The following is a 20,981-nucleotide window of genomic DNA, read 5'->3' as shown; positions in this document are numbered from 1 at the left end:
TACTGTGGCTGTAAGAATAAGAAATGAATTTGGTAGTAATTGGTGGTCTAAAAAATGGAATAGTGCAATTTCAAGCTTTACCATAAGCTCTAGAATTGACAGAGGACGAGAATATGCAAGAGCAGGCAATGTACTGAGTATAGAAGTATCAAAGGGAGAAATCCATGCCGAAGTTCAAGGTAATAGCGTGGACCCCTATGAGGTTAATATGGAGATTGATATTTTTACAAAAGAGCAGTGGGAAAAAATCATGAAAGTCATGGCACAAAAGGCTATATTTTGTGCTATGATTTTAAATGGAGAAATGCCTGAAAATATAGAAGAAGCTTTTAAGGAAGCTGGAGTTTCTCTTTTTCCTAAAAAGCAAATACATTTAATAACTCAGTGTTCATGTAAGGATACAGCAAATCCATGTAAGCATATAGCAGCAGTTCATTATATGCTTGGACTTGAATTTGATAGAGACCCCTTTGTGATATTAAAGCTGAGGGGAATGGACAAGATTGAATTTCTGAAAACCCTAAGAATCCTAAGAAGTTGTGGCGAAGGCGAAAAAATTAAAAGAAGAGCAAAACGGCTACTTAAATCAAAAAAAACTATTGAAGATTTACGAAAAGAATTTGAAAATTTTAATGGAATAGACGAAGAAGTATTAAATATGACATTTTCTTATGTGTCGCCTGAAGTTGTACATGGAATTATAAAAACATTAGGGGTCCCAGATTTTTGCAGGTCTGAGGATAAGTTTGAATATAAAATGAGTACAGCATATACTAAAACTGAAGAAGAGACTAGAAAATATCTGTAGGTGCCACCCACGTGGCAAGTGGCAAGTTGAACATGGTATTTAGATTTATCTAACCTTAAATTAAGTGAAAATATTATGGGTATGGTCAAAAATCGAATTATATGTTATAATAGCACACAAATGTATTAATAAGGAATAATATTATATTTTATAAAAAAATAAACTTAGGGGGAAATTATTATTATGAAAGCTAAAAGAATTATACAATTTTCTGGAAAAGAAATTATACTTGGAGAGTTAGAGCAAAAGGTTAAAGAAATATGGAGGGAAAGTGGAAATCTTCAAAAGGATATAAAATCAATGGAGATATATGTGAAGATTGAAGAGAATAAATGCTACTACGTAGTTAACGAAACAGTTTCAGGTAAATTTGAATTAATTGCATAATTATTATAAAAGAGCTTAAAATTTAATTTTAGGTTCTTTTTTGTTTCCGTTGTAGCAGAAGAGATAACAGCATCTATGGAATACCAAAATTCGAATATGGAAAGTATAGTTATATCTGTAGAGGAAATGGAATCATTAGGTAATGATTTAAATCGACTGGTAACTGATAATAATAATTAGTAATGCAAGAGATAAAAAATTTGCCGAACAAGTGAAACTTGACAATATATTGAATATAATATAATATATAACATATACGGTGAGTGTACCTAATAAATTGTTAGCGGTATAGGGGATTTTCCTACACGTAGATACCTCTACGGAGTCACTTCTAAAGTGATTTCGTGGAGTTTTTTTGTAATTTAATTAAAGGGTACAACATATAAATTGAAAGTGGACAATAATTATTTATAACGGTAAACAAATTAGTCTTATAGAATATAATAAAGAATGTTATTATTACTTTAATAAGTATGATACAGGGAAACCTATAGAGTAATATGAAAGTGAGATGATAATTATATGGGAGCATTAATTCTGCTCAGTGATTTTACTGAAAAAGACAATGTTAATTTAAAAATAAAAATCAGAGAAATATTTTTAGATAAAAAGTATACCGTCAGTTATATACCTTCAATGACTGATGTTGGACTAAAATATTTTAAAAGAGCAGAAGATAAGCTAAGTGAATATGGAAATTTCCAATTTGAATACTTTGATATAGATGATTTTTGTAATATAGATAAAATAGAGCAGATATTTAAAGCGGAAATAATATATTTATCAGGTGGTAATACTTATTATTTTTTGAACAATCTAAAGAAAAGATATTTCATAACTAGACTTAGAAGGTATGCTTCAAATGGAGGTCACATTATAGGGCTAAGTGCAGGTGCAATTATGATGTCAAAAGATATATCAACTGCTAAGTTTGGTGATGAGGATATCGTTGGGTTATCAGATTTATCATCTTTAGATCTAGTTGATTTTGATTTTATGCCACATTGGAATATTGACAGTCACTATTTAGAAGAGCTAAAGGAATATTCTAAAACTACAGGAAATACAATTTATACATGCAATGATGGTGATGGAATAATTGCAATGAATAATAAATTGCATTTTTATGGAGACATTAAAATTATAAAAGAGGGTGAAATAAGTAAAGTCTAAATACTGTTATGAGCAAGTCTAGAGTTATGGGTTCTATATTTTACAATTTGGTGTCTCTCGAGTATTTCTAATGAAGTATAAGTATATTTAATAAATACAGCAGCTGTAACGAAGGATATTATATCAGATATTGGATAAGCAAGCCATGCGCCAAGTACTCCCATATCTAAACCACCCATAAGTACATATGCTAGTGGGATAAATATAATTATCTGTCTGTAAATAGATAGTTTGAAGGAAGTTTTAACTCTATTTATAGCTTGGCAATAGTATATTGCTAAATAGTATATTCCTAGGCAAGGGAACACAGCTATAACTATTCTAAAAGCCTTTGATGCCTCCTCAATAATAACAACATCATTTATAAATAAGCTTATAAGTTGTTTTGAAAAAATCATAAATATTGCCCATAATAAAGTAGAACTTATAGATACTGAAATTATTGACATTTTAACAACTTCTTTTAACCTCTTGAAATTTCCAGCACCAAAATTATAGGCAGCTATAGGTTGCATAGCTGCACTTATACCAAGTACTGTCATAAATAAAAACATTGAAACTCTTGTAATTAGTCCAAAAGTTATAATGGCTAAATCCCCTCCATAGGAGGCTAGTAGATTGTTTAATATAACAGCTACCACTGCGTCTGATATCTCTATGATAAAGGTTGAAAACCCAACAAATATTATTCCAATTGATACTGATTTATTAAGAGTTAGTTTAAGTGGAAGTTTCAAGCCTTTCACTAATTTCATAAATTCATATAAAACATAAGTAAAAGCTATTATTTGAGAAAGTACTGTTGATATAGCAGCTCCGCTCATACCATAAGAGAGTATATTTATTAGATAATAATCTATAATTACATTACAAATTGCTCCAATAGAAGTACTTAATAAAACTATTTTAGTATTTCCAAAAGCCGTCATAATATAAGACGCAATTACTGAAAAGGATTGAAACATTACACCTATTAGTATGATACCCATATATTCTTTTGCAAGAGGAAATATATTTTTCGTTGCACCCAAACTATATATAATTGAATCTTTAAAAACAAAAATACCAATAGAAAATACAGATATTATTATAAGCATTAGAACTATAGCATTAGGTATTATAATTTTTAAATTCTCATAATCTTCTTTACCACAACTTCTTGCAACTGCGGTAGAAGCTCCGATAGCTATAAGCATAGATATGGCTAGAAATAATCTTTGTATTGGAAAGACTATGGTTAAAGCACCAATAGCATTAGCTCCTATTGCTTGCCCCACAAATACAGTATCAACTGTGTTGTACATTTCGGCTACCATTAATGAAATTATTGCGGGTACGGAAAATTTTAATAGTAGTTTCCCAATTTTTTCTTCCCCAAACATTTTATTGCTTTCTGCCATGCTACTCATTGTCATGAAATCCACTTCTCCTTAAGAAATTATTATTACTACAGTATTATTGTAAGCTATTCACAGTAGATTAACATTCACATAGTTGCTAGATAAGAAGCACAAAATTGCTAATCAGTGTGTTTGAAATTTGTTCTAATAACAAAAAAACACCTTAAAATAGGTGTTTTTGTACTTTTTGAAGAACTATCAAAGTAGAACCATAGCCTTCAATTTTTAATATGTCATTATACACTGCAGTTTTTTTAGCATAAGATAAGGAAATATTAGGAGAGGAAATTTTATTTAAAATTTTCCATTCGTCAAAACTAAGTCTTTTAGGCTTACCCATACACAGCCATATATCGTAAGCTGATCCGATTTTCTCAGAAACTTCATATTTAATAACCTTATAGTCGTGAATTAAATTTTTAAGGGTTAAGGATATTTTTATCTCAGTAATATTTTTACTGCCTTTACCTTTAGATAAATCCTCTAGATTAATTAGGTTATTAATCTCACTACTATAACTATAAAGTAGGACCTGTATATCCTCATCTCGTCTTGTGATAATGTATCCATCACCCTTGTCTATAATCTCATTTCCTAGCTTTGATAATAAATAATAAGCATAATAGGAAGATTTCTTTATACCATTTAAGGTAAGAAGTCCAGGTGAACCGAAAAATAATTCGTTGTTTAAAATTGAATTTTCTTCTACTGTATCAAAAGCCTTTACAGCCAGTAGCTTATCATTACTGTTAATAAAATTATGAATAATATATGGAAGCATATAAGAGGAATCATAAATAGCATTTATATCCTTATTAACATTAAAAGGGTCTTCTATTAAATTATTCAATTCATATTTCTTGAAGATTTCCCGTGTAATGTCTATATACTCGAAAGATAAATCCTTTGAGGCTTGGAATTTCCAATCCTTAACTACCTCAATTCCATATATGTCAGCAAAATATAGTATAAAGCTTTCTAAAAGTTTTATGAAAGAGTTCTTATCATCAAAAGTCTGGTTTAAAATAATTAATGGTTCAAGGGATATATCCATTAAAAATTCTAATAGCTTGTCAACCTCATCCCAATTTAAAAAGCTTACATTATCATTGAAATATATTTTCATTTCTTTCCCAAATAAGTTTTGAACTATACCATTTTTAAAGCCTATAGTATCTTGAATAGATCTTAAATATTCCTGTTCCCTTGCTTTAATAAGTTCTTTTGCATCGCCTAAATTTATTTTTTCTTTCCATATATGTTCTAAGGGGTTGCCTTCTAATAAAAAATCTGTCTGAAGCTTTATAATTTTATTAGTATAGTTGAACCTATCATAGTCCTCTAAATAATAAGATAAGTATTGTAGCGATTCAGTCAAATCATATGTTTGAAAATTTTTAAAACTATTAAATTTATTCTCTGAAATATGATATTTTTTTCTGTATTGGAGTGGTGTGCACTTACAGTATTCTTTAAAACTCTTATTATAATATCTAGAATGAGAAAAACCAACATCCTCTGAAATATCTGTTATGGTTTTATCTGTATCTAATAGTAATTTAATAGACTCGTCTACCCTTACTTTGTTTAATAATTCACTAAAATTTGTTCCAGACATATCTTTTATTTGGTGAGATAAATAATAAGAACTTAAATATTCCTCCTTAGCTATATCCTGCAAACTAATTTTGTTCATGTAATTGTTATAGATGTACCTGCTAATTCTTTGATACCTTTCAAATTGTAATCCATTCACCTTTAGTCCTTTCTCATCATAAGTGAGATAATGAAAATTGTTTATTAAATGAAATAGTAACTTTATTAAAATAGACTCTATCTGGTCATCAAAGTTTTCACTTTTTTGTATTACCTCACAGGCTAAAACAGACAAGTATTTTCTCAGAATATCATATTTTTCTTCTTGTTGTGAGCCCTCTTCGCCAGAGTTTGTATAAAAATAAATATTTTCTATATCATTATAATATTTTTCAAAGAATGTAGGATCTATGTGAAAAATTAAAACTTTATTTTCTTCCTTTGAATAGATTTTATGGGCTTCATCTGGATTTATAATCTCAATTTCATTTTCATGAGATTCATAGTTCCCTGATTCTATAAGTACATTAATAGAACCCTTTAGCACAAAAATTATTTCCAAAGAATTGTGCCAATGTATGGGATAGTCATTTATACTCTCTAAGGATACACTTATAGGTAAATCGTTCAGGTAACTTATATATTCTTTTCTCATTTTAAAAAACCCCTTTGGTGCCACCCACGTGGCAAGTGGCATCCAATTTAATCCATCTCTAATTTGTCAAACACACCCTTGCTTAGGAGCATTATTAAAAATGATGCTATAATATTATAACAAATTAATACTATATAGGATACATACTGTGCAGAAGAATTATCACCAGAATGGATTAACAAAGCTACATGAATAATAATTCCTGGTAATATTACTAATAATGTTATTCCCATTTTTATAAACATTCCAAGAGTTTTTGAATGTACGGATCCTAAAAATCTTCTTGAAAGCACATCTCCATAAGTATATATTGCACCAAAGGAAGCATAGGTAATACCACATAATATTGAGATTAGTGGACTACTTTTAAATACAATTCCAGATACAACGAATAGAACAAGGCCATCAATGGTATATTTAATTAAATCTGCTAATGTGGAATAAAATAATTTGGACAAAGAGGAATAGGGAATTAAAAATATAAACTGCTTTGAAAGTTCCTGAGCCCATTTCCCTTGTAAGGTAAAGAAAAATAACATATATATTGAAAAATATAAAACTGTGTTTATACTTCCGCCTGGAACAATGTAACGTGAACCGAGTCCCACACCTACCATTATTAAAGTCATTTTATCTATAAAAGGAATTCCAGACTTTTTGTATTCAAGAAGGTGTCTGTAAAAAATCGCACTAGAACCATTACCCATGTTCCCAGATTTGATTTTTCTGAATTTTTTTCTCCCGTAATTTATATTACCTTTTCCGGATTTTTTCATTGCATACATTTCTTCTTTCTTGTCCGTTGCGGCAAGAACATCTTCATAATAATCTGTGTTTAGTTTGTATAATGCATAAATCATAGAAATAATAAAGATTATGCAAAGCAGCATATGGATGAAAAATGAATAAGTTATACCATTAACTGCCGCCATTAAAATAGACTTTAACCAACCTATAAACGGAATATATATAAAGAAACTATTATTTAAAAAACTAACAGCTGCCTTTGAAAAATCTTTGTATATGTATATCTTAGATAAAAAAGCAATACCAAAAATAGCAGTTACTATATTTAATATTTTTTTAGCCATATTTCTTGTTTTATTTGATTTAGATGTTATGGAATAAGTTAACAAACCTAATATTGACATAGTAAAAACAAGGAAAAATGAAACTAAAAGAATTATACTAATACCAGGCCCAGTTATAGGAAAAAAATTCTTTGCATTTGGGATCTGGAATAATAAGAACATAACAAGGAATAATGAAGTATAGAGTTGCTTAATAAATCCATAAATCAAGACCCGTTTTGGTGATAGGGGTGCTGTGAAAACTAAATTTACATCTGACAGCCTAAAAAAGCTACTCCCGTTATCAATTCCATTTTTAACTCCATACCATACAACCATCAGAATTGCTGCAGTTGCGATGGCTCCATATGTATCAACATTTCCATTTACAGAACTGCGTACAGGCATAATAAATGATGCAACTATTATAAAAATAAAAAATACCGATATAAGTAAATAGAGTATTAATATGCCGGGTTTCTTCTTAAGCTGCAAAATATGATTTTTTAGTGTTTTTCTAAATATATAAAAAAGTGGCTTCATTTTATTCCCTCCGTAACATGGAAGAAAATTTCCTCTAGAGATTCATTGGTAGCGAGCAGCTCTTGTTTTGTCCTTGACATTATGATAGATCCTTCTTGCATTATAAGTGCTCTATCCCATAGACCCTCCACGCTATTAATAATATGAGTACTTATAACCACTGAGCACCCTGTCTCCTTTAATTCTAAAAATACATTACTTAGTTCTTTTATTGCTTTTGGGTCAAGTCCTACCATGGGTTCATCAAAAAGTATTACTTTAGGATTAATTAAAAGTGCACAACATATACTTACCTTCTGCTGCATTCCCTTTGAAAGTTCTTTACCTAACTTATCCCTTTTATCAGATAATTCAAATCTTTCAAGTAGAGCTTCAGCCTTCTCTTTATAATCCTTTATCTTATACGCTCCAGCTATAAACTCAAGATGTTCGTAGACTGTAAGCATATCGTACATTGCTGGTGTTTCAGGTACAAAACCAAAAAGTTTTTTTGCATCTAAACTTTTATTAATATACCCACAAATGTCAATTTCACCTTCGTATTTTAAAAGTCCTGCTATGCATTTTATTGAAGTGGTTTTACCAGCACCATTAGGTCCCAGTAGCACGGCAATTTCACCATCATTAACATAGAAGCTAATATCGTTTACAGCAGTAGTTTTATCATATCTCTTTGTTACATTTCTTACATTTATCATAGTAACCCTCCATTTTTTAGAATTGAACATATAAGGTTATATTCTGTGTTTTGTCATTAATTCCTTTATTTATATTAGAATAGTTAGCTAGGGCAATGCACGTTCAAAATAAAAACAGATAGTATGATATAAAAACAAGGTAAATGTTATAATATAGTTACTTATATTTTTTCTTTCAAAAAATAAGACTTAAAAATAAATTTCGCTTGAATTATATTTAGGTGACAGCAAGGAGAAAAAAATGGAAAAGTATGTTTATGTTGTTATTTCAAGGACACCAAGTTATGTGGGGAAAATGATTAGAAAGGTTATAAAAGGGAAATATAACCATGCATCAATAAGTTTAAATGAAAATTTAAGCCAAATGTATTCCTTTAGTAGACTGTCAGTTAGCAACCCCCTTGTGGGAGGTATAATTAGAGAAAGTGTATTTACCCTTACTATAGGTCTTAAGGATGATGTGCCTATTAATATATATCGTATACCTGTAACAACATTGCAATACGAAAACATAAGTAAATTTATATATGATACATATAATGATGATGAGGTTTACTACTACAATATTCTTCAAGCCATTGGACTTATTTCCAATAAAAAGCATGCTATGTATAAGACATATATATGCACCGAATTTGTTATGGAAGCCTTAAGACATGGAGGGATAAATCTCACACAGATTGAACCTTATGCAATAACTCCAACAGGTATTTGTGATACTATGAAAAGATTTATTTATTATTCCGGAAACCTAAGTGAATACCCTATGAGACAGAAGGCAAAAACAAAAGAAGATGAAATTTTCTTTTGCAAAACGGGTTTTCTCTATGAGATAGTTCATACACTTAAACATTTATGGAAAATTATACATAGGGATAGGATTAACAAAAGAGTTTGATTAAACTAGGAGGGGAAAGATGGATAATTATAAGCATACAATTTCTATGAAGTTAGAGCTAACTGAAGGAGATTGTGAAAATATTAAAAATCTAGAAACTATCTGCTATGATGAGCAAAAATATAATTTGAAATTAGAACTTGATTATAAAATGCGTCATTTGAAAGATTCTATAAAAGATAAAATCATGAAAGAGTTCCTCTACTATGAAAATGAAATATTAGTAGGTTATTTAGGGTTATGTAATTTTCATGGAACATCAGTAGAGATAAGTGGAATGGTGCATCCTAAATTCCGAAGAAAAGGAATTTTTAAAAAATTATATTTGCTTGCTAAAGAAGAGTGGAAAAACATAGAGCCTTCAGAGGTGTTAATACTATGTGACCACACGTCTATTTCAGGGTTAGCTTTTATTGATGACATTAGGGCGGAATATGGCTTTTCAGAGTACAAAATGTGTTTAAATAAAAAAACTTTGGAAGTAACGGATGACTTCGCTACTAAACTTAGACTGGCAACTAATGTAGATGCGGATGAAATTAATAGGCAAAGTTCTATTTATTTTGGCGAAGCAGAACAAGAAGCCGATATTAAAGAGGATAAGGAAAACCCATCAATAGAAATAGATGATAATTTTAACAGTTATATGGCGGAAGTAAAGGGCGAAATTATAGGTAAAATTCACATTTGCATAACCAAAGGTGAGGGATTTATTTATGGAGTTGGAGTACTTCCAAAATTTAGAGGTAGGGGTTATGGACGAGAAATTTTATGTTCTGCGCTCAGTATATTAAAGGAAAAAAACATAAAAAATATCTTTCTTGAAGTTGGCACAGAAAATAAAATCGCAATTGAACTTTATGAATCATGTGGATTTGAAGAAATCTCAGTAATGGATTATTATCTTGTATCTTAACGAGTAATTCCTTTAATTTTGGGTGAGGTGCCACTTGCCACGTGGCATCTCAATTTTTTGTTACCAGGTATGTCCTTCAGTGCACTTATGAACACCAGGATGTCCTTCTGTTAGTTCACATTGACCTACGCCGCACTTAGGACAAGAATGGCTGCAATGAGTTGTAGTTTCATCATTATTAGAAGCATTAATTAGTTGATCTTTAACTAATAATTCTTTTTGCATAAAACCGTCATAAGGTATATTTTCCATCTTACAACATCTCCTTGTAGTTTATTCTTATAATTATTATTTGATTTTAAATGATTTATATCCTGATTTAATAATACTAGATTTGTCAATATTTAAACAAAATTTTAAAGCAAATTCAAAAGGGTATTGAGATGGAATTAAGAGAAGATATAGTGTATAATAATTTTTAAACATGCCACTTGCCACGTGGGTGGCACCAAAGGGGGTTAAAAATGATAGAGTTAAATGCTTTGGAGGAAATGGATGATTTTATAAAGGAAAATACTATAGCAATGCTTTATTTTACTTCTAAAGGCTGTAACGTTTGTGTTGGGTTGTTGCCTAAAATTGAGGAAATGCTAATTAAATTTCCTAAAATTGAGATACGTAAAATTGCAGTTGATAAGTTTACTGAGGCGGCAGGGCAATATTCGATATTTACACTACCGGGAATTCTTTTATATATTGAAGGCAAAGAGATTATTCGTGAGGCCAGATTTATTAGTGTGCAAATGTTAGAGACAAATATAGATAGATATTATAATATTTTGTTTTAAAAATATATTATGGAGGCAATATAATGAATGTACTTGGAATAGTGGGCAGCAGAAGAAAAAACGGCAACACAGCGTATTTAGTGCAGCAAGTACAAAGAGCAGGGGAAAAACTAGAAAAAACCATTAGGTTGAGGGAAGAAACAAAGAAAAAACTAAAAATGTGTTTTTAATTGATAATATGACAATATTTCCCTAATTCGGTGTTTTATATATACGTTTATTGCTTTCTTTGGGACACTTATGGGAGATTTAATTATAATATCTAAGAATGAATTTATTAATAAAAGAAAGAACCTATAAAATAATATTTATAGGTTTTTTCTTTACTTATTATAAAGCAACATAAGTTTATTATTTAGAATTATATCAGTATTGACCTCAATTATTTTTGTATCAATTGCCATAACATTAGGTTTACTTTATAGTGAATATGTGTGATAATATAAAGTTGTAAAAGCAAATTATTTATAGTACATATGCAATATATTGGTTATGATATATTTAAAAAATAATGTTGTAAGTGAGGAGTAAAAATGAAAATAGGGTTTGATCAGAAGAAATATCTAGAAGAACAATCAAAATTTATTTTAGAAAGAGTTAATGATTATGATAAGCTATACTTAGAATTTGGTGGTAAACTTTTTAACGATCTTCATGCAAAAAGAGTTTTACCAGGCTTTGATGAAAATGCCAAAATTAAGTTATTACATAAATTAAAAGAAAAAGTTGAGGTTATTATTTGTGTATTTGCCGGAGATATTGAAAGAAACAAAATAAGAGGAGACTTTGGTATCACTTATGATGTGGATGTTTTGAGGTTGATTGATGATTTGCGTGCTTATGATCTAGATGTAAATAGTGTTGTAATCACAAGATATGAAGGCCAACCAGCAACTACAATTTTTATTAATAAGCTTGAACGCAGGGGCATTAAAGTATATAAACACAGAGCAACTACGGGATATCCATCAGATGTTGATACAATTGTAAGCGATGAGGGATATGGTAAAAATCCGTTTATTGAAACCACAAAATCTATTGTTGTTGTAACAGCACCAGGACCAGGAAGTGGGAAGTTAGGTACTTGCCTTAGTCAACTTTATCATGAACATAAGCAAGGTCGCGCGGCAGGTTATTCGAAATTTGAAACATTCCCAGTATGGAATATTCCACTAAAACATCCACTAAATATTGCCTATGAAGCTGCAACGGCAGATCTCAATGATGTAAATATGTTGGATTCTTTCCACTTTGATGCTTATAATAAGATATCTGTAAACTATAATCGTGATATTGAATCATTTCCTGTACTTAGACGAATTATAGAAAGGATAACTGGAGAAGAAGCTATTTATAAATCCCCAACGGATATGGGAGTTAATAGAGTAGGCTTTGGAATCATAGATGATGAGGTTATCAAAGAAGCATCTAGACAAGAGGTAATAAGAAGGTATTTTAAAACAGGTTGTGAATATAAAAAAGGGTACATAAATAAAGAAACTTTTGAAAGAGTAAAGCTACTTATGGAAGAGCTTAACCTAAAGCAAGAAGATAGAAAAGTTGTTATTCCTGCAAGAGAACGTTCGGCCAATTTAAAGCAATGTTCCATTAAAGGTGAAGCTTGTCCAGCTCTTGCACTAGAGCTTGTGGATGGTACAATATTAACTAGTAAAAGTTCAGATATAATGGATGCAACAGCCGCTATAATTTTGAATGCTGTTAAATATTTTGCTAATATAGCTGATGATATTCATCTTATATCTCCAGTTATACTAGAACCTATTATAAACTTAAAGTCGAAAATTTTAGCTAGTAAAAAACCAGCTTTAGACTGTGAAAACGTGTTGATTGCACTTAGTATATGTGCAGTTACAAATCCTACAGCTCAGGTAGCTATGGATAAACTTACAATGCTAAATGGATGTCAAGCTCATTCAACTACAATTATAAGTACAGCTGATGAGCAAACTTTTAGAAAACTTGGTATAGATATAACTTCTGATGCAGAATACGCAACAGAAAGCCTTTACTATAATAATTAAAGGATGGTGACATACGTGTCACAAGTGGCAAGTTGAATATGGACAGTTAATAAATTTTTTAATTTATTAACTGTCCATATTTCGTATAGTAAGTCAAGTGCAAATTATTATAAACGATAACGTTTCTTTTTAGTACAACATATATTATATTGAATAAATAATATATGTTAGTTATTTATTGAAATTTAGATTAAAAATTATGTGAATAATAGAAATGAGAAAATAAATTTAGTATAAATTTAAAACCAAAAATTTTTATATAAGGAGTGAAATATTAATGGTAAGTAAAATATATACACACTGCTTGGACCCTGGACATGGTGGTAGTGATCCAGGAGCAGTGGGTAAGCGTTCTCGTGAAGCTGATATTGTTCTAGCTATTGCTAAAATTGTAGGTGTGATTTTAGTTGAGCATGGACAAAAGGTAATATATACTAGAACTACAGATAAATATCTAACTTTAGCACAGAGAGCAACAATAGCAAATAACAACAAATGTGATACTTTCATAGCTATCCATTGCAATTCTGCTGTAGATAAAGGCGCTAATGGAGTGGAGACATTTTCTCATCCTGTAAGTTCTAAAGGAGCAAAATTATCTAAATTTGTGCAGGAAGAACTTGTTAAGGCTACCAGATTAGCAAATCGTGGGACTAAGACGGCGAATTTCGGAGTTTTGAGGTTGACTTATATGCCAGCTATTTTAGTTGAAACTGCATTTATTTCTAATGCTGTAGAGGAAGATGCATTATTAAATTATAACTTTCAAGAAAAAATAGCACTCTCAATTGTGAAAGGAATATTTTCGTATTTAGGATTAACGTTTAATCAAGTAGTTGTTGGTGGTAATAATAATAATAATAATAATAATAATAATAATAATAATGTTTCTTTACAAAAATCTATAAATAGACTGGGGTTTAAAGGTGAAAATGGTTTGAAGTTAAGCGAAGATGGAATTATAGGTACTAACAGTATATTTGCTATAAAAGTTTGTCAATCGGTTTTAGGACTAGCCGTTGATGGAATTGCTGGAACAAATACTTTAAGTGCGATAAATTCTGTGCTTTCAAAACCACTTCTAAAAGTAGGTTCAATAGGAATTGCAGTAAGATTTTTGCAGAGTAAACTCGGCATAGTTGTGGATGGAATATTCGGAAATGTTACTAGAAATTCAGTGATTATCTATCAAAACAAAAATGGTTTAAAAAGAGATGGAATAGTTGGAAATATGACTTGGGATAAGTTAATAATATAATTCTAGTAAATAGATAATAAATTTCACTGAAAATGAAGGGACAGTTAATAATTAAATTATTAACTGTCCCTGTTTCATTGGTTTATTTTTGTTTTATTAGATCTTTAAATTTCAAACGGTTGCCATAATGAAGTATAGCAGAGGAATATATTTTTATAGAAATCCAAGCTATGAAAACAAAAGTTATCACCAAAGAGAATAGAGAGGCTGCAATTTGCCAAGCAGGAACTTCTGTAGCTAAAAGTCTACCAGGCATTGAAAATGGTGATGAGAAAGGAATGATAGATGATACTATTGATACAATTCCATTTGGTACGGGAAGTGAAAAACTTCCCGCATAAAATCCTGCTATAGATATCATGGATATAGGCATAAGAGCTGAATTAACATCTTCTGCTTTACTAACAGTAGCCCCCGCTACAGCGTTCATCATAGCATAAAGGGAATAGCCTAATATGAAGTATACAACTATCATCACAAGGCTAAAAGGGGTGAAACTAGAAAAGTTAATTGCTTGATCCGCAATTTTAAAATTTTCAGGGAAAGTTAATTTATAGGTTATTAAACCGGTAAAGACCACCAGGAATAATTGGATTAATCCAAGGAGCCCCATAGCAGCACTTTTCCCAAGTATTATTTTCGATGGTTTTGTGGAGGTTACAAGAAGCTCCATTACTCTTGAAGTCTTTTCAGAAGCAACTGACATTGCTACTCCATAACCATAAAAATAGATTGCAAAAAATAATAGCATACTTACAACAATACTTGAAATATAGCTATTCATTTTCCCTTTTCCTAGTTCATTAACATTATAGGAAACATCACTTTGTACCATTTGTGATACAGTATCAGATACATCAGCTTCGGTTAATAAGTCGGTTGCGAAAATGTTTTTTATAAGGCTACTAATTTCACTGGGATCTAAGCCACTACCAGATTGTTTAACTAAATAATCAAAAGTAGGTACACCGTTTTTCTCATCAAAGATAAGTAGAACATTTTTTTCGTCTTCCTTAATTTTATTTTTAATCAAATCTATATTATCAGAGGTCTCAGACTTGAATTCGTATTCTACAAAGGTTTTATCAAGTTTATCTAAATTTCCCTTTAAAATAGCCTTAGAATCAACCACATATACAATTCCTTTAGGTTCTTCTTTGTTATTATCAGAAATTTGTGTTTTATTTTTTTCACTATTGTCAAAGTTTTTTATTATAGCTGGTAAACTAACTACCAAAACAGTTAAAATAAGTGTAATTGCAGTTGAAATTATAAATGTCTTTTTCTTTGAGTTTTCCTTAAAAGTATAACCTAAAACGGTAAGAAATTCTTTCATTATTGTTCACCAACCTTTTCAATGAATATTTCATGGAGCGAGGGTTCACGGATTTCAAATTTATCAAGCCTGATTTTTGACGCTAAGATTTTTTGGAGAAGGGCATAGCCTTCCTCATCATACTTAATTTTAAGTTCATAGCCAGTGGCAGTTTTGGATATGATATTCAAGTTTTGATATTTGATAAGATCACCAATTTCTTGCTTACAATTTACAGTAAGATTTGTTCTTCCATAACTAGCCTTTATTTCCTTTAAATTACCATGAAGAACGCTTTGACCATTTTTTAATATTATAAGATCTTGGCAATATTCTTCAATAGCTTGCATTTGATGATTAGACATTATAATAAATTTATTCTTTTCAATTAATTCATATATTATATCTTTGAACAAATCAGCATTAACTGGATCAAGACCACTTAGAGGTTCGTCTAGAATAATTAATTCAGGATCGTGTAAAAGTGCTGTTATCAATTGGATTTTCTGCTGATTACCTTTGGATAGTTTTTCTGCCGTAGAGCTTAAGTATTCAGATACTTTAAGCCTATCAACCCAATAGTTTATGGATTTTTTAACTGACTTTCCATCCATACCTCTAAGTTTTCCAAAGTATGAAAGCTGGTCTACTATCTTAGCCTTAGGATATAATCCTCTTTCCTCTGGCAAATATCCGAATTTTACGCTTTCTCTTGTGAAAGGTCCACCATTCCATTCGATAGTTCCATTATCCTTTTCAAGAATTCCCAAAATCATCCTTATAGTAGTAGTTTTTCCTGCTCCATTTGTGCCAAGTAAACCAAATACACCTGGTTTTTCTATTTTAAAAGAGATATTATCTACTGCGGTTTTTTCACCGAAATTCTTAACTATTGATGATACATATAATGCCATATTTCTTCCCCCTTGCATAAGTTGAGTAAACAATCTTCAATACATATTATAACATAATAAGAAAATAATGGTGAAACCTACAGATAAATACAAATTCGTATTACACACAACAAAACTGCCACAGATATTATATCTGTGGCAGTTTTGTTGTAGATGGTATATAAGATGTTTTAAAATATTAATCTAGGATAGTTACTTTTAAGTATTTAACACCCCAATTAATAGCTTCCTCACGCGTATTAAAATAAACATCTATATAGTTTCCTTTTATCCCAGAACCTTTGTCAGCTGCTATGGCATTTCCATAACCGGCAACATACAATTTTGTTCCTAGAGGTATAATCCTAGGGTCTACGGCTATGGTACTAAAGCCATTTGGACTTCTTACAGCCTTTCTTCCAGAAGCAGTATAAGTATTGTTTACTCCATTAAACGCCCAATAGGCAGTAGCTTTCATGCTAAAAGTCTTTCCAGAAATGTTAGTAGCGGATACATTAACAGCTTTTGTAGATATTTCGGGAAGGTCTCCTCTGGAAATGGTTTTTGGTGACATGGTACCCTGAACTATTATTTTATTCTTAGGTTTTTTAACTATAGTTTCTTTAACAACTTTTCTAGCTACTTCTTTACCGTTTTCATAAGTCACATCTATGCTAATATTTTTTTCGCCTTTTACTCCGTTTTGTGAAATCTTCTTTTGAGATTTTAATACAGTCTTATCCTTTGTAATAACTGTTTTAAAATCTATAGGTTTTTTTTCTTCTAATGTTTCTGTTTTAACCCTTGTTATGATAACATCCATTCCTTTGGTTATATTGGTTTTTAGTGATGGCAAAACTTTATCATTAGGACTTAAAACTATTTTTTCTGTGTTTAACATTTGTGCAACATCTTTTTCAGAAGAGGTTATACTAAGCTCTTCATTGTCTACTAATACATTGAGAGATACTGCTCGATTTATAGTTATAATATCGTTGTTAACTATTTTTGAATCTAAAGCTTTATCAAGTTTATCTTTTAGGGCTATGCTTATATTGGCTTTCTTTAATGCTTGGTCAAAAGTTTTTTGGTAAGTTACTAGTTTAATTGGATTACCATCTACAACCACAGTAATATTTTTTCTTGAAAAGCCAACAAAAACTGTTGAAGCTACCAATATGGTAAGCAGCATAAATCCAATTATAAATTTTCTTCGTTTTACTTTCAAAAATTCAATTATAATAATCATCTCCTAATTATAAGTTTCAGTATAATAATTTATGTCGGATTCTTAAAATATAGGGGTAGCGTATTAATGTATGTGTATGCCTATATTTTATTTTCTATGCTAATTCTTAAATGGGAAATTATTGTAAAGGTAGTATATCACATTTTTCTCTTCATGGGAATTATTACTTTTAACATGCAATCTGAGACATGTACGGGAACCTCATGAATAAATAAAATACACTTTATGATTTAAAACATAGAATTAGGGTTTTTCTATAATATCGAATATAATATGTAACTTACATTGCATATGGTACAATATAAATGGAGGTGATTTTTTGAAAATAAAAGAGTTAGAGTGTATAGTATTTAAATCATCTTCAGATCGTATGAGAAGTGAAGGGCAAAAGGCTGTAAATAATGGTCTAGTTACTAAGATTAATGGCAAAAAAATAGATAATATATATCATGTTTATGGCTTGGTTAGTAGTGAAACAAAATCCAGTGAATTTAATACTCATATAAAAATAAATTTATTAAAGAAAAGGCTAGAAGGGGTAAACTGTACTTGTGAAGATTTTAAAGCACGTCCAAGTGCAGACTATTTATTTATGTGTAGTCATTTAACAGCTACAGCCTATAGGTTTTTTAACTTAACTGCCCAAAATACTGCTATGGAAGGCAGAAAACTAGAAGTGATTAAAGACAATGATTCAAATAAGCATGGAACAAATAATATTGTAAAACTTATTCGTAAAGTTTCTAAGGGGCCAACTTATTATGAAGGGCATTACGCAGCAGATAATGAAAAAGCAAGAATTGACCCTAGGGACTTAAGAGTTTGTTTATCATCTATTAAAGATAAGAAAACTAAGTTTAACTATGATGGATTTGAGTTCGAAGCTCCTATTTTACAGCAGAATTTACCGCTGAACTTTACATTGAAAATTAGAGATAAATATTTTGTTTTAACAACTCATAAGCAATTTCCAGTATCTTTAAATGATAAGAATGATGTATATTTGTTTAATTGGAAGATTTATCTACCATCAAAAGATCAAACTCTAAAATATGTTCCAATGTACAAAAAATTAAGTGTAAAGGGTGAAATTCTATACCTAAGGGGAATTGAGAACTATAACAAACTTGTTCCGTTTTTAAGTAGTATTTCAAGTGATATTCATATTAGTGAAGAGGTAAAAGCTTTTGCAGCTAAATTCATAAAACCTGAGTTTTACATATATGAGATAGAAAATAATATTTATTGCGATGTAAAAGTGAATTATGGTGACGAGGAAATTAACATTTCATCGGCTGATAAAAATAAAAATACACTTATAAGAAATTATAGTGAAGAACAGAAAATCCTTATGGAAGTTGAAAAATATAGCTTTAAAAGAAAAGATGAGATGCTTATCTTTACAGGTGGGGATACAGAACTATTTAACATCTTGTGTAAGAGTGGTAAAAGTTTATATTGCCTAGGAAATGTTACCTTTGGGGAGAGTTTTAAACACCGAGAAATATATGATAACAGGGCTACTTATGCTATGGTGGAAGAAAAGGATGGTTACTATGAGTTTTCTTACGGTATAAATAACGTTGAAAATACGGAATTAAATAGTCTTCTTTCAGATTTCAAGCTAAAAAAAACATGTTATAAAACAAGGAATAATAATTTCCTTGATTTTGAAGATGAGGGAGTTAAGAGCTTTTTAGATTTAATATTAATATTAAATTCTGATGAAAAAATGGAAACAGGTTCAATACAAATAGACAAAAATAAGGCCTTATATTTAAATGACAAGATAAAAAACAGTAAAATCGGCTTTATAAAAGGTACTGAAGTGTTAAAAAATATAGAAGATATATTACTTGATATAAATAACAGGGATATAAGTGTACCGATAAACTTAAAGGCCACACTTAGAGAATATCAAATTGATGGTTTTAGATGGCTTAAAAGATTGTGTTCATTAGGGTTTGGAGGGATACTCGCAGATGAAATGGGTCTTGGTAAAACAATTCAAATTATAGCTTTTTTATTATCACAGGAAAATAAAAAAACTATTATTGCAAGTCCAACATCCCTTATTTATAATTGGAAGGCAGAACTTCAGAAATTCGCACCTAGTTTAAAGGTGGCTATTGTGCATGGAGAAAAGAAGAATAGACATAAAGTAATAGAAAATTTAAAGGATTATGATGTAATATTAACGACTTATGGAACTTTAAGAATGGACATAGATAAGTACAAAGATGTTGTTTTTGATAATTGTATTATAGATGAAGCTCAAAACATAAAAAATTATTTAACGCAAAACACAAAAGTCATAAAAGAAGTTAAAGCGCACGTGAAATTTGCGTTAACGGGCACTCCTATGGAAAATAATTTAACGGAACTGTGGTCTATTTTTGATTTTATAATGCCGGATTATTTATATTCTAAAGAAGTTTTTGAATCTAAATATATAATTACAAGGAAAGGGGATTTAGAAGAACTTAAATTACTCATTAAACCATTTCTTTTAAGAAGAACTAAAAAGGAAGTAATGAAAGAATTACCAGATAAAATAGAAAAGAAATTTATAGTTGAAATGACAGCCACTCAAAAGGCTGTATATAAATCTTATATCAAAACTGTCAGGGACAAAATGAAAAATGACGATGGTAGAATACAAGTTTTTTCGTATTTAACAAGACTCAGACAAATTTGTTTAGATCCATCACTTGTAATAGATGATTACAAAGGTGGAAGTGGAAAGCTAAAAGTAGCAATAGAGCTTATTGAGAAACATATAGATTCAGATGGAAAGGTGTTACTATTTTCTCAATTTACATCTGCACTTAAAAAAATAGGAGAAAATTTAAAGATTAAAGGAATACCCTATCTTTACTTGGATGGTAAAACAAAATCACAAGATAGAATTAAATTGGTAGATGAATTTAATGAGAGCCCTGATACTAAAGTGTTTTTAATCTCACTAAAGGCAGGGGGGACAGGTCTCAACTTAACCTCGGCAAACCTAGTTATTCATTTTGACCCTTGGTGGAACCCCGCAGTAGAGGATCAAGCAACAGATAGAGCTCATAGAATTGGCCAGAGGAATGTAGTAGAAGTAATTAAGTTAGTTGCCAAGGGAACCATAGAAGAAAAAATAATTCTTCTTCAAGAGGATAAAAAAGATTTAATAGACAGTGTAATTACAGGGGAACTTAAAAATAGCAATGTTTTAGGAAAACTTACAAAAGAGGAACTGTTGGAGATTTTCAGTGGTGCCACCCACGTGGCAAGTGGCAAGTTGTAGTTT

At 30.2% G+C, this 20,981-nt stretch carries 18 protein-coding genes; 10 read left to right on the top strand and 8 right to left on the bottom strand.

Annotated features, from left to right (window positions below; all coding sequences use genetic code 11):
* Positions 1 to 4: 4 nt before the first annotated feature.
* The 3 genes from ACREWB_RS16520 to ACREWB_RS16510 all read left to right on the top strand — a co-directional run bounded on the left by ACREWB_RS16520 (position 5) and on the right by ACREWB_RS16510 (position 2,368).
* Positions 5 to 808, top strand: a complete 804-nt coding sequence (locus ACREWB_RS16520; RefSeq protein WP_431548561.1) for an SWIM zinc finger family protein — start codon at positions 5 to 7, stop codon at positions 806 to 808.
* A gap of 183 nt (positions 809 to 991) precedes the next feature.
* Positions 992 to 1,195 (top strand): DUF6465 family protein, encoded by a 204-nt coding sequence (locus ACREWB_RS16515; protein WP_431548560.1) that lies wholly within the window; start codon positions 992 to 994, stop codon positions 1,193 to 1,195.
* A 522-nt stretch (positions 1,196 to 1,717) separates the two neighbouring features.
* Positions 1,718 to 2,368 (top strand): Type 1 glutamine amidotransferase-like domain-containing protein, encoded by a 651-nt coding sequence (locus tag ACREWB_RS16510; RefSeq protein ID WP_431548559.1) that lies wholly within the window; start codon positions 1,718 to 1,720, stop codon positions 2,366 to 2,368.
* Here the strand turns inward: ACREWB_RS16510 and ACREWB_RS16505 are convergent.
* From ACREWB_RS16505 to ACREWB_RS16490, 4 genes are all read right to left on the bottom strand, one after another.
* Positions 2,365 to 3,783 carry an MATE family efflux transporter gene (locus ACREWB_RS16505; RefSeq protein ID WP_431548558.1) on the bottom strand — a complete coding sequence of 473 codons (1,419 nt, stop codon included), beginning with the start codon at positions 3,781 to 3,783 and terminating at the stop codon, positions 2,365 to 2,367. The genes ACREWB_RS16510 and ACREWB_RS16505 overlap by 4 nt on opposite strands.
* A 148-nt stretch (positions 3,784 to 3,931) precedes the next feature.
* On the bottom strand, positions 3,932 to 6,019 hold the full coding sequence (locus ACREWB_RS16500; protein WP_431548557.1) for a helix-turn-helix domain-containing protein: 2,088 nt from the start codon (positions 6,017 to 6,019) through the stop codon (positions 3,932 to 3,934).
* 47 nt (positions 6,020 to 6,066) lie between these two features.
* Entirely contained in the window at positions 6,067 to 7,632 is a 1,566-nt protein-coding gene (locus tag ACREWB_RS16495) for a putative ABC exporter domain-containing protein (protein ID WP_431548556.1), read from the bottom strand.
* Positions 7,629 to 8,330 (bottom strand): ABC transporter ATP-binding protein, encoded by a 702-nt coding sequence (locus ACREWB_RS16490; RefSeq protein ID WP_431548555.1) that lies wholly within the window; start codon positions 8,328 to 8,330, stop codon positions 7,629 to 7,631. The genes ACREWB_RS16495 and ACREWB_RS16490 overlap by 4 nt, the downstream gene beginning before the upstream one ends.
* Positions 8,331 to 8,571: 241 nt before the next feature.
* Between ACREWB_RS16490 and ACREWB_RS16485 the strand changes: the two genes are divergently transcribed.
* Together ACREWB_RS16485 and ACREWB_RS16480 are read left to right on the top strand one after the other, a co-directional pair.
* Positions 8,572 to 9,228 carry a hypothetical protein gene (locus ACREWB_RS16485; protein WP_431548554.1) on the top strand — a complete coding sequence of 219 codons (657 nt, stop codon included), beginning with the start codon at positions 8,572 to 8,574 and terminating at the stop codon, positions 9,226 to 9,228.
* A 19-nt stretch (positions 9,229 to 9,247) separates the two neighbouring features.
* The gene (locus ACREWB_RS16480) at positions 9,248 to 10,144 is read left to right on the top strand and encodes a GNAT family N-acetyltransferase (RefSeq protein ID WP_431548553.1); all 897 of its coding nucleotides are present in this window, start codon (positions 9,248 to 9,250) and stop codon (positions 10,142 to 10,144) included.
* Between the two features lie 60 nt (positions 10,145 to 10,204).
* Here the strand turns inward: ACREWB_RS16480 and ACREWB_RS16475 are convergent, their stop codons facing one another.
* Positions 10,205 to 10,396, bottom strand: coding sequence for a hypothetical protein (locus ACREWB_RS16475; protein WP_431548552.1), 192 nt, complete (start codon positions 10,394 to 10,396; stop codon positions 10,205 to 10,207).
* Between the two features lie 212 nt (positions 10,397 to 10,608).
* On the opposite strand from ACREWB_RS16475, the gene ACREWB_RS16470 reads away from it, so the two are divergent.
* The 4 genes from ACREWB_RS16470 (at position 10,609) to ACREWB_RS16455 (ending at position 14,232) form a co-directional block, all read left to right on the top strand.
* Positions 10,609 to 10,932, top strand: a complete 324-nt coding sequence (locus tag ACREWB_RS16470; RefSeq protein ID WP_431548551.1) for a thioredoxin family protein — start codon at positions 10,609 to 10,611, stop codon at positions 10,930 to 10,932.
* Positions 10,933 to 10,955: 23 nt separating this feature from the next.
* Positions 10,956 to 11,102 (top strand): flavodoxin family protein, encoded by a 147-nt coding sequence (locus tag ACREWB_RS16465; RefSeq protein WP_431548550.1) that lies wholly within the window; start codon positions 10,956 to 10,958, stop codon positions 11,100 to 11,102.
* A 363-nt stretch (positions 11,103 to 11,465) separates the two neighbouring features.
* Positions 11,466 to 12,974 carry a DUF1846 domain-containing protein gene (locus ACREWB_RS16460; protein ID WP_431548549.1) on the top strand — a complete coding sequence of 503 codons (1,509 nt, stop codon included), beginning with the start codon at positions 11,466 to 11,468 and terminating at the stop codon, positions 12,972 to 12,974.
* 277 nt (positions 12,975 to 13,251) lie between these two features.
* Positions 13,252 to 14,232 (top strand): N-acetylmuramoyl-L-alanine amidase, encoded by a 981-nt coding sequence (locus ACREWB_RS16455; RefSeq protein WP_431548548.1) that lies wholly within the window; start codon positions 13,252 to 13,254, stop codon positions 14,230 to 14,232.
* Between the two features lie 82 nt (positions 14,233 to 14,314).
* Here the strand turns inward: ACREWB_RS16455 and ACREWB_RS16450 are convergent, their stop codons facing one another.
* The 3 genes from ACREWB_RS16450 to ACREWB_RS16440 all read right to left on the bottom strand — a co-directional run bounded on the left by ACREWB_RS16450 (position 14,315) and on the right by ACREWB_RS16440 (position 17,668).
* Complete coding sequence (locus tag ACREWB_RS16450) at positions 14,315 to 15,568, bottom strand: ABC transporter permease (protein WP_431548547.1); 1,254 nt, start codon at positions 15,566 to 15,568, stop codon at positions 14,315 to 14,317.
* Positions 15,568 to 16,461: an ABC transporter ATP-binding protein gene (locus ACREWB_RS16445; protein WP_431548546.1), complete on the bottom strand. Its 894-nt coding sequence runs from the start codon at positions 16,459 to 16,461 to the stop codon at positions 15,568 to 15,570. Before ACREWB_RS16445 ends, ACREWB_RS16450 begins: the two co-directional genes overlap by 1 nt.
* Before the next feature lie 178 nt (positions 16,462 to 16,639).
* Positions 16,640 to 17,668, bottom strand: a complete 1,029-nt coding sequence (locus tag ACREWB_RS16440) for a resuscitation-promoting factor (protein WP_431548545.1) — start codon at positions 17,666 to 17,668, stop codon at positions 16,640 to 16,642.
* A gap of 340 nt (positions 17,669 to 18,008) precedes the next feature.
* Between ACREWB_RS16440 and ACREWB_RS16435 the strand changes: the two genes are divergently transcribed.
* Positions 18,009 to 20,978 (top strand): DEAD/DEAH box helicase, encoded by a 2,970-nt coding sequence (locus tag ACREWB_RS16435; protein WP_431548544.1) that lies wholly within the window; start codon positions 18,009 to 18,011, stop codon positions 20,976 to 20,978.
* Positions 20,979 to 20,981: the final 3 nt, after the last annotated feature.

The sequence above is a fragment of the Clostridium sp. genome (assembly GCF_050717635.1).
Classification (GTDB): domain Bacteria; phylum Bacillota; class Clostridia; order Clostridiales; family Clostridiaceae; genus Clostridium_AD.
This window is presented reverse-complemented; position numbering and strand designations above follow the sequence as displayed.